Origin of the sequence: Mesorhizobium sophorae, assembly GCF_002270415.1 — a bacterium.
Taxonomy (GTDB): domain Bacteria; phylum Pseudomonadota; class Alphaproteobacteria; order Rhizobiales; family Rhizobiaceae; genus Mesorhizobium; species Mesorhizobium sophorae.
In genome coordinates, this window is the sequence record NZ_NNRI01000022.1 from 1,150,069 (window position 1) to 1,162,323 (window position 12,255).

Consider the following 12,255-nt stretch of genomic DNA (forward strand, 5'->3'; position numbering starts at 1 on the left):
GAGCGACCCATGAATGAGGCAGTTCGAAATCCCGCCAAGCCGACCAATGGGCCGATCATCGAGATCGAAAACCTGTCGATCTCCTTCTTCACCCGCAAGGGCGAGATCCCGGCGGTCATGGATTTTTCCTGCACGGTCATGCCGGGCGAGGCGATGGGCATCGTCGGTGAATCCGGCTGCGGCAAGTCGACCGTGTCGCTCGGCATCATGCGCGACCTCTCCAATATCGGGAAGATCGTCGGCGGCAAGATCAAGTTCCAGGGCAAGGACATGGGCGAGCTCTCCGACGAGGAGCTGCGCGCCATCCGTGGGAACAAGATCGCCATGATCTACCAGGAACCGATGGCGAGCCTCAATCCGGCGATGAAGGTCGGCCAGCAATTGATGGAAGTGCCGCTGATCCACGACAAGGTGTCGAAGGAAGAGGCTTACAAACGGGCGCTCGAAATGGTGCGTTCGGTCAAGCTTCCCGACCCCGAGCGCATGATGCGCTCCTATCCGCACCAGCTCTCCGGCGGTCAGCAGCAGCGCATCGTCATCGCCATGGCGCTGCTGTCGAAGCCGGCGCTGCTTTTGCTCGACGAGCCGACGACGGCGCTCGACGTGACAGTCGAGGCGGGCATCGTCGACCTGGTCAAGGGGCTGGGCGAGAAGTTCGGCACCTCGATGATCTTCGTGTCGCACAATCTGGGTCTCATCCTGGAGACCTGCGACCGCATCACGGTGATGTATTCGGGCGAGGCGGTGGAGACCGGCAAGATCAAGGACGTGTTTGACCGCATGCGCCATCCCTATACGCAAGGGTTGTTCCGCTCGATCCCGCTGCCCGGCGCCGACAAGAACTCGCGGCCGCTGATCTCCATCCCAGGGCAATTGCCGCTGCCGCATGAGCGGCCGAAGGGCTGCAATTTCGGCCCACGCTGCCACCATTTCGTCGAGGGCGTCTGCAATGCCGCCGAAATCCCGATGATCGAGGTCGCGGGCCACGAAGGCCATTTCTCGCGCTGCGTGCGTTTCAACGAGATCGACTGGGAGGCCCTGCCGCCCGGCGCCAAGAAGGTCAATGAGCGCGTCGTGCCCGGCGCGCCGGTGCTCAAGATCGAGGATCTGAGAAAATACTACAAGGTCGGCGGCAGCGAGGTGTTCGGCTCGAGCGAAGGCCGCGTCGTCAAGGCCAACGAGACGATCTCGTTCATGGCGCGCGAATCCGAGACGGTCGCCATCGTCGGTGAATCCGGCTGTGGAAAGTCGACATTGGCCAAGGTGCTGCTCGGGCTTGAGACGGCAAGCTCCGGCAGCGTGACGCTGGGCAATACGGAAATCCAGTCGACCGGCATCGAGAAGCGCAGCGTCGACACCGTGTCGTCGATCCAGATGGTGTTCCAGAACCCGTTCGACACGCTCAATCCCAGCCATTCGGTCGGTTCGCAGATCATCCGCACGCTGGAGAAATTCAACGTCGGCAAGACGGTTGCCGACCGCCGCAAGCGCATGCTGGAACTGCTCGACCTGGTGAAGCTGCCGCGGGCGTTCGAGACCCGCAAGCCGCGCCAGTTGTCCGGCGGCCAGAAGCAGCGCATCGGCGTGGCGCGCGCCTTTGCCGGCGACGCCAAGGTGGTGGTGGCCGACGAGCCGGTGTCGGCGCTCGACGTGTCCGTGCAGGCGGCGGTGACCGAACTCTTGATGGACATCCAGCGCAAGAACAAGACGACGATGCTGTTCATCAGCCACGATCTGTCGGTCGTGCGCTATATCGCCGACCGTGTCGTCGTGATGTATCTCGGCTACATCGTCGAGCAAGGCACGACCGACCAGATCTTCGCGCCGCCCTATCACCCCTATACCGAGGCGCTGCTGTCGGCGATCCCGATCGCCGACACCAGCGTGGTGAAGCGGCACATCGTGCTGGAGGGCGACATTCCTTCGGCGATGAACCCGCCGTCGGGCTGTCCGTTCCAGACACGCTGCGGCTACAAGAAACTTGTGCCGGACAATCTGTGCGAGACCAAGGTGCCGCCGGTCAAGAACCTGGGCGACGGCCATATGAGCCTGTGCTGGCTGGCGGACGACGTGCTGGCCAAGATGGAGCCGGTGATCAAGTTCGACAAGGAACACGCCGCGCATGAGGGCGTGCCGGAAGACGCGCCGCATGTTTCGGAGACACCCGCGCCCAAGCCCCCACGCGGCAAAAAGCCGAACTGACAGGCGCAGTCGGAGTTAGCGCAGCGGGGCGTTCAGTTGCCGCACTGGCTAAGCTGCTGCGCATAGTCCCGCGCCATCTTTTCGGTGGCCCTCGCATAGCCCTGGACGCCGGCATCGCCGCGGTTGCCGCGGCCATACGCGGTCCAGCCGAGATAGTAGGCGAGATAGAGATTGTAGGTGTCGTTGCGGGCGACACCATAGCTGTCTGCCGTCTTGGAGTGATACCAGCCGACGAAATCGACGGCGTCGGCAAATTTGGTCCGCCGCGCCGCCCAGTTGCCAGTCTCTCTCTGATATTGCGACCAGGTGCCATCCAGTGCCTGCGAGAAGCCGGTGGCCGACGAGACGTGCTTCCATGGAATGAAGCCGAGCAGCTTGGTGCGCGGCGGCCGGGCGTTGCTCTTGAAGCCGGATTCCTTGCGCACCGTCGCCATCAGCACGGGGACCGGCACGCCGTATTTCTGCTGCGTGTGCTCGGCGGCCGACTGCCAGTTGTCGAACCAGCCATCGTTCTGGTCGAAGACGGCGCAGACATTGTTGATATGACTGGGCGCCGTGGCGCAGGCCGAAAGCGCCAGCAGCACGCAAACCGCACCAATTTTACTAAAACTCGAACTACGCATTGGAGGAGCAATAGGGCGAAAACATAAAAGGAATCTTGCGACGTTCGTTAATGCCTCACCGGCGTAGCTGCTCGACAAAATCCATTGCCAATAACACGACGCATTTTGTCGTTTTTCCTAAACGGACACTGCAGAAATGCCGCCGTGGCTAAAATCACGTCCGCAAACGGCGTATTTCTGACAGCTTGCCCGGTTTGCCGGGGCTTTGATGTCAGGCATGAACGAACCAAGACGCAAGCGCGGTGCCGAGCGCACCAGCAACAGGGGGCCATCGGCCATCCCGCAATTGCCGCTCCGGCGCGTGACCAATCCCTATCCGCCAATGGCAATGCTCTCGGCCGACCAGATCGAGCAGATCCATCAGGCGTCGATGCACATATTGGAGAATTTCGGCATCGAGGTGATGAGCCCGCGTGCGCTATCGCTGTTCGAGAAGGCCGGCGCCAGCGTCGATCATGCCTCGGCGAATGTCCGCATCGATCGCGGCCTCGTCGCCGAGGCGCTGAAGACCACGCAGTCCAGCTATGTGCTGACGCCGCGCAATCCGGTCAACGCCATTCATCTCGGCGGCAACACCATCAATTTCACGCTCGTCGCCGGGCCGCCCAATGTGCATGACATGGAACGCGGCCGCCGCGCCGGCAATCTGCCCGACTATTCCGACCTCACCCGGCTGGCTCAGCACTTCAACTGCATCCACATGCTCGGCAACCAGGTCTGCGCGCCGGTGGAACTGCCGGCGAATTCCCGCCATCTCGACACCTATTTCACCAATCTGACGCTGACTGACAAGAGTTTCCATGTCTCGGCGATCGGCAGGGGTAGGGCGCTGGACGGCATCGAGATGATGGCGATTGCGCGCGGGCTGACGCTGGACCAGATGCGCGACGATCCCGGGATCACCACCATCATCTCGGTCAACTCGCCGCGCCGCTTTGACGAGATGATGGCCGAGGGGCTGATGACCATGGCCGAGTTCGGCCAGTCGGTGGCGGTGACGCCGTTCACGCTGATGGGGGCGATGAGCCCTGTGACGCTGGCCGGCGCGCTGGCGCAACAGAATGCCGAAGCGCTGTTCGGCGTGGTGCTGACACAGTTGGTGCGCCCCGGTGCGCCGGTCATGTATGGCGCCTTCACTTCCAATGTCGACATGAAGTCGGGCGCGCCGGCCTTCGGCACGCCGGAGAATACCAAGGCCAACATCGCGTCGGGGCAGTTGGCGCGACGCTACAATCTGCCCTACCGCACGACCCCGGGTTCCGCCTCCAACGCCGCCGATGCGCAGGGCGCCTATGAGACGCTGATGGCGCTGTGGGGCGCGGTGCTGGGCCATGGCAATCTCGTCTACCACGCCGCCGGCTGGCAGGAGGGCGGACTGACAGCGTCGTTCGAGAAGCTCATCATCGATGTCGAGATGATCCAGCACATGATGGAGTTCCTGCGCCCGATCGAGGTCAACGAGGCGGAGCTTGCCGTCGAAGCCTTGGGCGCGGTGCCGACCGGCGGCCATTTCTTCGGCGAGCCTCATACGCTCGAGCGTTACGCCACCGCCTTCTACCAACCGATGCTGTCCAATTGGCAGAATTACGAGGCCTGGCAGGAAGCCGGTGGCCTCGACGCCAGGGCGCGGGCGACGCGCCTGTGGAAGAAGGCGCTCGAGGACTATGTCGAACCGGTGATGGATATCGCCGTGCGCGAGGCGCTGGAGGCATACATGGCCAAGCGGCGCGAAGCGATCGGGCAGGGTGAGCCGTGATGCCTTGCGTTTTGATTCATCTCACCCATTCAACACACTGATATCAGAGAAAAATCCATGAAATCGCATGCAAAGGTCGTGGTCATTGGCGGCGGCGTCGTCGGGTGCTCCGTACTGTTCCATCTGGCCCGCCATGGCTGGACCGACGTCGTGCTTCTGGAGCGTGACGAGCTGACCTCGGGCTCGACCTGGCACGCGGCCGGCGGCATGCACACGATCAATGGCGATCCCAACGTCGCCAAGCTGCAGAAATACACGATCAACCTCTACAAGGAGATCGAGGAGCTTTCCGGCCAGGCGACCGGCGTGCACCTGACCGGCGGTGTGCTTCTGGCGGCGACCGAGGCGCGGCTGGATTGGCTGCGTGGCGTGGTCGCCAAGGGCCGCTATCTCGGCATCGAGCTTGAGGAGATCTCGCCCAGCGAGGCGGCCGAACTGATGCCGCTGCTCGATCCCAAGCAGTTCGTCGGCGCTGTCAGAAACAAGGAGGACGGCCATCTCGATCCGTCGGGGGTGACGCACGCCTATGCCAAGGCGGCGCGCAAACTCGGCGCCGAGGTCGAGCGCTTCACCAAGGTCGAGGACATCGTTCGGCGCGCCGATGGGATGTGGCGCGTGATCACCAACAAGGGCGAGGTGGTGGCCGAGCATGTCGTCAATGCCGGCGGCCTGTGGGCGCGCGAGGTCGGCCGCATGGTCGGGCTCGAACTGCCGGTGCTGGCGATGGAGCACATGTACCTGATCACCGAGGACATGCCGGAGGTCGCCGCCTGGAACGCCAAGACCGGCACGGAGATCATCCACGCGGTCGATTTCGATGGCGAGCTCTATCTGCGCCAGGAACGCGGCGGCATGCTGATGGGTACCTATGAGAAGGCCAACAAGCCGTGGTCCGAGTTCCAGACGCCGTGGAATTTCGGCCACGAATTGCTGGCGCCGGACATCGACCGCATCGCGCCGTCTCTCGAGGTCGGCTTTCGGCATTTCCCGGCGTTCCAGAACACTGGCATCAAGCAGATCATCAACGGCCCCTTCACCTTCGCGCCGGACGGCAACCCGTTGGTCGGGCCGGTGCGCGGCCTGCCGGGTTTCTGGGTTGCCTGTGGAGTCATGGCCGGCTTCAGCCAAGGCGGCGGCGTCGGCCTGGCGCTGTCCAACTGGATGATCGAGGGCGATCCCGGCGCCGACATCTGGGCGATGGATGTCGCGCGCTATGGCGACTGGGCGACGATGGCCTACACCAACGCCAAGGTGCGCGAGAACTATTCCAGGCGCTTTTCGATCCGCTTCCCCAATGAGGAACTGCCCGCCGGACGGCCGCTGAAGACGACACCGGTCTATGACCTGCTGTCGGCCAAGGGCGCGCAATGGGGCGTCGCCTATGGGCTGGAGGTGCCGCTGTGGTATGCGCCGGAGGGCGTCAAGGACGAGTTCTCGTGGCGCCGCTCGAGCGATTTCACCCAGGTCGCCAGGGAGGTAGCGACCGTTCGCGACGGTGTCGGCCTGTCAGAGATTTCGAGCTTCGCCAAATACAAGGTGACGGGTAAGGGGGCGGCCGCCTGGCTCGACCGGATGCTCGCCTGCAAGCTGCCCAGGCCCGGCCGCATGACGCTGGCGCCGATGCTGAAGGAAGACGGCAAGCTGATCGGCGACTTTACGCTGGCCAATCTGGAGAGCGAAGGCTGGTTCCTCGCCGGCTCAGGCATCGCCGAGCAATACCATATGCGCTGGTTCGAGAAGCACCTGCCTGGTGATGGTTCGGTTCGCATCGACGCGCTGGGGCCAAAACTCACCGGCCTGGCGATCGCCGGGCCGAGAGCGCGCGAAGTGCTGGCCAAGGTCAGCCGCGCGGATGTCTCCAACGCCGCGTTTCCCTTCATGGCGGTGGCAAGAATGGACATCGGCATGGCGCCTTGCCTGGTCGGCCGCGTCAGCTACACAGGCGACCTCGGCTACGAGATCTGGGTGGCGCCGGAGTATCAGCGCGCTGCATTCCAGGCCCTGATGGCGGCCGGCGAGGAATTCGGCATCGGCCTGTTTGGCTCGCGGGCGCTGAACGCGCTGCGGCTGGAGAAGAACTACGGTTCATGGGCGCGCGAGTACCGGCCGATCTATGGGCCACTGGAAGCCGGTCTCGACCGCTTCGTTGCGTATAGCAAGGATGCTGATTTTATCGGCAAGGCCGCGGCGCTCGCCGAGCGCAAGCAGGGCGGCAAGTTGCGCCTTCGCGCCTTCATCGTCGATGCCGACGACGCCGATGTCATCGGCGACGAGCCGATCTGGTTCGATGGCGCGGTGCGTGGCTGGGTGACTTCGGGTGGCTACGCGCATCACTCGAAACAATCCGTTGCCGTGGGCTATGTGCCGAAGGAGATCGCCGACGAGAGCGACGGCTTCGAGATCGAGCTTTTGGGCAAGCGGCATGCGGCGCGCGTGCAGGCGGCGCCACTGTTCGATGCCAATTTCGAGAGGATGCGCGCTTGAGCACGCATCCCTCTCAAGTGGTCAGGCGCTCCGGCCGTTGTCCAGTGCGAAGGCGCCGGCGCCGGCAAACACCAGATAGAGGAAGATGAAGCAGAACGAGATCGCCAAATCTCCACCGTTGTTGACGGGGAAGAAGTCGCGCGGCATGTGCGCCATGAAATAGGCGATCGCCATTTCGCCGGCCAGCAGGAACGCGACCGGGCGGGTGAACAGCCCCAGCGCCAGCAGGATGCCGCCGGCGAATTCGAGAATTCCAGCGGCTAGAGTCAGCCCGGTAAGGGTATGGGGTTGTTCGCTTATGGGAAAATTGAACAATTTCTGGCTGCCGTGCTCGATGAACTGCAGCGCCGTCATGATGCGCAGCACCCCCAAGGCCTGCGGCTGATACTTGGCGAGGCTTTCGAAAAGCTTCATAATTGGCTCCATTTGTCGCTTCCCGACCGGCCATAGATTGTCGCTGGGTAACGGACCATTCACTTCCCATGGCATGCCATCAACAATCGGTGATTGGAAATGTTCCCCGGTTTGACCTTTCATATTGTTCTCGTAGGGGTTGCATTTGTATCGCTATGGTTGTATCCATAATATGGACATTCCGAACAGGTGGGTTCCCTTGGTTATGAAAAAAGTCGCTATCAGCCTATTCGCAATCCTTGCAGGGACCAGCTTTGCCATGGCCGAGGATGCCGGCTGCGAGGCCTTCAAATGGCCGGTGACGCGGGAACAGGCGTTGTTTGCTGCAGCGCCTGCAACGCCGTCTGGAGCGACGCTGGTGGTGGGTGCTGCTGCGGATCTGGCACTGGTGCCGGCGGAGAAAGCCGGTTTTGCGCTGCCGCCCGAACATGCCCCCGCATCAGGCACGTTCGGTGCCGTCGCCAGCGTCGAGGTGCCGGCCGAGGGCGCCATCCAGATAAGTCTGTCAGGCGAGGCCTGGATCGATGTCATTCAGGACGGCCACGCCATGAAGTCAGTGGGCTATAGCGGTGTGAAAACCTGCCCCGGCATCCGCAAGAGCGTGCGTTTCAAGCTTGCGGCCGGCCCGGCCACCGTCCAGTTCAGCGGCGCGAAAAAGGCAGACCTGAAGGTCGCGGTACTGACGCCCGAGTAATTCTCAAAGAGCGCCACAGTCAGCGAGACAGCGCCCCTCTGTCCAGATGGACAGAGGGGCGGAGAAACCGGGCCTGGCCTCTTACCGTACCGGCGCCATCAATGCGAAATGGGCGCCTTGCGGGTCCTGGCATTGCACGATCCAGCTGCCGCCGGGGACCTCCATCGGGCCCATCAGGATCTTGCCGCCATTATCGGTCACGCGTTTGGCCGCCGCGTCGATGGCCGGAACGTTGAAGTAGAACTGCCAGACCGGGACTGGGACCTGCTGCGGCTTGTTCATGATGCCGCCACCGGATTCGGGGCCGGCTGTGAAGGTCTGGTAGGTGCCCATCGGGCCCATGTCGAAATCGCCGGCATTGGCCCAGCCGAACTGGTCGGAATAGAAATCGAACGCGGCCTTCCAGTCCGATGTGTAAAGCTCGTGCCAGCCGATATGGCCTGGGGTGCTGGCCGGCACGATGGGCTGGTCCGGGCCGTTCGGCTGCAGGAACATGAAGGTCGCGCCTTGCGGATCGGCGACGACGGCAAAGCGGCCGACGCCCGGAATGTCGTCGGGCTTGCGGTGAACCGTACCGCCGGCTTTCTCCAGCGACGCCGTCGCGGCATCGACGTCTTTTGTATGGATGTAGCCGAGCCAGGCGGGCGGCATGCCCAGCTTGGCGGCGTCCTCGGGCATCGTCATCAGCCCGCCGACGCCACGCTCGCCGACATTCATGACGATGTAGCGCGGCATGTCGGGGGCCTTGTCGAAAGGCTGCGCAGTCCAGCCGACCACCTTGGTGTAGAACGCCTCGGCGGCGTCGAGATCTGTGGTCATCAATTCGTACCAGAAAAAGGGCATCGGGGATTTTGGCATGGTCGGTCTCCTCACCGGTTATGCATCGATCGTCGGTCGATCCATCCTAGGACGATCTTCACGACGGAAATCCGACAATCGCCCAAACAAGAATGTCGATCCACGACAAGCGTTCCCGGGTTGCGCGCCCACCGGTTTTCGATTTCTCTGCGGTGGAGAGGGGATGTCGTTTCATGCGCCGGATGTCGCTCACGCCTGAGCTTGTCGCACTGTGCCATCGGGAGGAGGCCGATCCTGGCCCTGACCCGAGCTGGACGGAGTTGAAAGACGAGGATTTCCGGCCCCTTGCCTTGCGGCTGTCCGATGAAGCCGACGAGGGGCCGCTATGGGTGTTCGCCTATGGGTCGCTGATCTGGAAGCCAGAGTTCGAGTCGGTCGAGCAGCAACTCAGCATGGCCATGGATAGCCCGGACCTCGTCCGCGACCAGTTCCTGCAACCGCCACAGATTGCGGTCGTGGATGCCGAACGCTTCGAGATGACTGACCGTGTTGTAGAGATATTCGGCGCCGGATCCGATGTGCCCGCAGGCTCTGGCCAGCACGCTCGCCACCTTGTCCAGTGGCTGGTTCAGTGACGTTCCCCTGCCCTTCACGCCAACCCAGAAGCCAAGCGCGCGCAGCGACCCTTGTGCCGTATGCACCGGCAGCCACCTGACCGTGTCGATACTTTCGTGGTCGCTGATCTCGCGCCGCAGCAGCCTTTCGATCTGAGCCGGTTTTTCGCCCTCCGGCAAGCGGTAGATGACGCCTTTGCACCGTCCACCCCGCTCGAGCGCCATCATCAGCCCCGGCTGCTCGGCGCTGCCGCGCCAACGCACCATGTCGAGGCAGAAGGAGCGGTGCCAGCCAAAGGCCGTGGTGTCGCGCCCAGCCATTCGCTCCCACTGCAAACGCCGTAACATGAGTAAAACAATCATGTTTTATCCAGCCTTTTCAGCGCCTTGCGTCGAAAATTGACCAATTGATAAAAAAATAAAACGTGCTAGCCTTCCCCAAAACAAAACATGGGGAACTGACGATGCCAGAAGGCCAGTTCAAGGAAGGCATTGCCGGCGGCCGGCTCGCGGCCGACCAGTATGCGGACAATTTTTCCGACCTGCACCCGCCGCTCGATCACCACGAGGCGCTGGTCGAATCCGACCGCTGCTATTTCTGCTACGACGCGCCGTGCATGAATGCATGCCCGACCTCGATCGACATTCCGCTGTTCATCCGCCAGATATCGACCGGCAATCCAATCGGTTCTGCCAAGACCATCTTCGACCAGAACATTCTGGGCGGCATGTGCGCCCGCGTCTGCCCGACCGAGACGCTGTGCGAAGAGGTTTGCGTGCGCGAGGTGGCAGAAGGCAAGCCGGTCCAGATCGGCCGCCTGCAGCGCTATGCCACCGATGTCGCGATGAGCGAGAACAAGCAGTTTTACCAACGCGCCACTGCGACCGGCAAGACGGTTGCCGTGGTCGGGGCAGGGCCGGCAGGCCTCGCGGCTGCACACCGGCTCGCCCGCCATGGCCATGACGTGACCATCCTGGAAGCGCGGCCGAAGGCCGGCGGGCTCAACGAATACGGCATCGCCGCCTACAAGAGCGTCGACAATTTCGCCCAGGCCGAAGTCGACTATGTCACCGCCATCGGCGGCATCGACATCCAGAACGGCAAGGCGCTTGGCCGCGACTACCAGCTGTCCGACCTGATACGCAACTATGATGCGGTGTTTCTCGGCATGGGGCTTGGCGGCGTCAATGCGCTGCGCGCCGATGGCGAGGATGCCGACGGCGTAACCAATGCGGTCGAGTTTATTGCCGAGCTGCGCCAGGCCAGTGATCTCGCCAGCCTGCCGGTCGGCCGGCGTGTCGTCGTCATCGGCGGCGGCATGACGGCGATCGACGCGGCGGTGCAGTCGAAGCTGCTCGGCGCCGAGGAAGTGACGATCTGCTACCGGCGCGGCCACGAGCAGATGAACGCTTCCGGGTTCGAACAGGATCTTGCCGCCGCCAACGGCGTCACCATCCGCCACTGGCTGCAGCCGAAGCGGGTGATTGCCGAAGGCGGCAAGGTGTCGGCCATCGAACTCGAATACACCGCCATGGACGGCGACAGGCTTGCCGGCACCGGCGAGAGGCTGACACTGGTCGCCGACCAGGTGTTCAAGGCGATCGGCCAGAGTTTCGTGCCGGCCGCGCTTAACGGCAGCGGTGCCGAGATCGAGCTCGAAGCCGGACGCATCAAGGTCGATGCGGAAGGCCGCACCTCGCTCGCGAAGGTCTGGGCCGGCGGCGACTGCATCTTCGGCGGCGACGACCTCACCGTTTCGGCCGTGGCGCAAGGCCGCGACGCGGCGGAGAGCATCCACAGGAGCCTCGCTCAGGGATAGGATCATGGCCACGGTGGAACCGGGCATCGCCCGTCACTATGACATATCGGGCCTGGAGGAGCGGATCATTGCCGCGCTCGCCGGTAGCGGCGTGGACGTTGCCAATCTGCGTGCAAGCGATCTTGAAGCGGTTGACGAATTTCACATTGGCGGCGTGGCCGCGACCATGGCACTCGTCGGGCAGATGGGGCTGAAGCCGGGGACAATGCTTCTCGACATCGGGTCTGGTGTCGGCGGGCCGGCCCGCTTTGTCGCCAACAATGTTGGCGCCGATGTTACCGGCATCGACCTCACGCAAAGCTATGTCGATATCGCGGTTAGCCTGTCCGAGCGAACCGGGATGGCGGGCAAGACGCGGTTCGTGCAAGGCAGTGCGCTGGACATGCCATTTGCGGATGCCAGCTTCGATGCGGCGGTCATCCTGCATGTCGGCATGAACCTCCCTGACAAGCCGGGACTGATGAGCGAGGCTGCTCGCGTGCTGCGGCCGGGCGGCGTTTTCGCCGTCTACGATGTGATGCGGTTGAAGGACGGCGTGTTGACCTATCCGCTGCCATGGGCGTCTGATGAAACCATGTCCTTCGTTGCCACCCCGGACGACTATCGCTCGGCGGCCGTCGCCGCCGGGTTCTCCGTGATCGCCGAGCGGCCGCGCGGCGCCTTTGCCATCGAGTTCTTTGCCACGATGCGTGCGCGCCTGGCAGCCGCGCAAGCAGAAGGCAGCAAGCCGCCGCCCGGCGTTGGCCTCGTCATGGGCGACGACGCCCGCACCAAGATCGCCAATCTCACCGCCGCACTTGAAGGCGGCATTCTTGCACCCGTCGAACTGCTCCTTCGTCTCGGTTGAAAG

The 12,255-nt window shown here is 63.2% G+C and carries 9 protein-coding genes and 2 pseudogenes; 7 read left to right on the plus strand and 4 right to left on the minus strand.

Translation table 11 applies throughout. The features are described 5' to 3' along the window. Positions 1-9 precede the first annotated feature (9 nt). Positions 10-2,202 (plus strand): dipeptide ABC transporter ATP-binding protein, encoded by a 2,193-nt coding sequence (locus CGZ66_RS36785; protein WP_095091474.1) that lies wholly within the window; start codon positions 10-12, stop codon positions 2,200-2,202. A 32-nt stretch (positions 2,203-2,234) separates the two neighbouring features. Here the strand turns inward: CGZ66_RS36785 and CGZ66_RS36790 are convergent, their stop codons facing one another. After that, positions 2,235-2,825, minus strand: a complete 591-nt coding sequence (locus CGZ66_RS36790; protein ID WP_095091475.1) for a transglycosylase SLT domain-containing protein — start codon at positions 2,823-2,825, stop codon at positions 2,235-2,237. Positions 2,826-3,042: 217 nt separating this feature from the next. Between CGZ66_RS36790 and CGZ66_RS36795 the strand changes: the two genes are divergently transcribed. Further along, on the plus strand, positions 3,043-4,581 hold the full coding sequence (locus CGZ66_RS36795) for a trimethylamine methyltransferase family protein (RefSeq protein ID WP_167392383.1): 1,539 nt from the start codon (positions 3,043-3,045) through the stop codon (positions 4,579-4,581). 57 nt (positions 4,582-4,638) lie between these two features. Then, positions 4,639-7,065: a GcvT family protein gene (locus CGZ66_RS36800; protein ID WP_095091477.1), complete on the plus strand. Its 2,427-nt coding sequence runs from the start codon at positions 4,639-4,641 to the stop codon at positions 7,063-7,065. Between the two features lie 21 nt (positions 7,066-7,086). Here CGZ66_RS36800 and CGZ66_RS36805 read toward each other — a convergent pair whose 3' ends face one another. Continuing rightward, positions 7,087-7,479: a DoxX family protein gene (locus tag CGZ66_RS36805; protein ID WP_095091478.1), complete on the minus strand. Its 393-nt coding sequence runs from the start codon at positions 7,477-7,479 to the stop codon at positions 7,087-7,089. Positions 7,480-7,684: 205 nt separating this feature from the next. Here CGZ66_RS36805 and CGZ66_RS36810 point away from each other — a divergent pair, with 205 nt between their 5' ends. Beyond that, positions 7,685-8,173: a hypothetical protein gene (locus CGZ66_RS36810; RefSeq protein ID WP_167392384.1), complete on the plus strand. Its 489-nt coding sequence runs from the start codon at positions 7,685-7,687 to the stop codon at positions 8,171-8,173. Positions 8,174-8,254: 81 nt separating this feature from the next. Here the strand turns inward: CGZ66_RS36810 and CGZ66_RS36815 are convergent, their stop codons facing one another. Then, on the minus strand, positions 8,255-9,031 hold the full coding sequence (locus CGZ66_RS36815) for a VOC family protein (RefSeq protein WP_095091480.1): 777 nt from the start codon (positions 9,029-9,031) through the stop codon (positions 8,255-8,257). Between the two features lie 173 nt (positions 9,032-9,204). Here CGZ66_RS36815 and CGZ66_RS36820 point away from each other — a divergent pair. Beyond that, positions 9,205-9,429: pseudogene (locus tag CGZ66_RS36820) on the plus strand (gamma-glutamylcyclotransferase); the annotation flags it as partial. Here the strand turns inward: CGZ66_RS36820 and CGZ66_RS36825 are convergent. Then, positions 9,355-9,891: pseudogene (locus CGZ66_RS36825) on the minus strand (gamma-glutamylcyclotransferase); the annotation flags it as partial. The pseudogenes CGZ66_RS36820 and CGZ66_RS36825 sit on opposite strands and share 75 nt — an antisense overlap. A 158-nt stretch (positions 9,892-10,049) precedes the next feature. On the opposite strand from CGZ66_RS36825, the gene CGZ66_RS36830 reads away from it, so the two are divergent. Further along, on the plus strand, positions 10,050-11,405 hold the full coding sequence (locus tag CGZ66_RS36830; protein ID WP_095091481.1) for an NAD(P)-dependent oxidoreductase: 1,356 nt from the start codon (positions 10,050-10,052) through the stop codon (positions 11,403-11,405). Positions 11,406-11,409: 4 nt separating this feature from the next. Further along, complete coding sequence (locus CGZ66_RS36835; RefSeq protein ID WP_095091482.1) at positions 11,410-12,252, plus strand: class I SAM-dependent methyltransferase; 843 nt, start codon at positions 11,410-11,412, stop codon at positions 12,250-12,252. Positions 12,253-12,255: the final 3 nt, after the last annotated feature.

Bases quoted from the DNA above. Each gene is read 5' to 3' on its own strand.
- CGZ66_RS36785 (WP_095091474.1), top strand. From the start codon at position 10: ATGAATGAGGCAGTTCGAAATCCCGCCAAGCCGACCAATGGGCCGATC.
- CGZ66_RS36790 (WP_095091475.1), bottom strand. From the start codon at position 2,825: ATGCGTAGTTCGAGTTTTAGTAAAATTGGTGCGGTTTGCGTGCTGCTG.
- CGZ66_RS36795 (WP_167392383.1), top strand. From the start codon at position 3,043: ATGAACGAACCAAGACGCAAGCGCGGTGCCGAGCGCACCAGCAACAGG.
- CGZ66_RS36800 (WP_095091477.1), top strand. From the start codon at position 4,639: ATGAAATCGCATGCAAAGGTCGTGGTCATTGGCGGCGGCGTCGTCGGG.
- CGZ66_RS36805 (WP_095091478.1), bottom strand. From the start codon at position 7,479: ATGAAGCTTTTCGAAAGCCTCGCCAAGTATCAGCCGCAGGCCTTGGGG.
- CGZ66_RS36810 (WP_167392384.1), top strand. From the start codon at position 7,685: ATGAAAAAAGTCGCTATCAGCCTATTCGCAATCCTTGCAGGGACCAGC.
- CGZ66_RS36815 (WP_095091480.1), bottom strand. From the start codon at position 9,031: ATGCCAAAATCCCCGATGCCCTTTTTCTGGTACGAATTGATGACCACA.
- CGZ66_RS36830 (WP_095091481.1), top strand. From the start codon at position 10,050: ATGCCAGAAGGCCAGTTCAAGGAAGGCATTGCCGGCGGCCGGCTCGCG.
- CGZ66_RS36835 (WP_095091482.1), top strand. From the start codon at position 11,410: ATGGCCACGGTGGAACCGGGCATCGCCCGTCACTATGACATATCGGGC.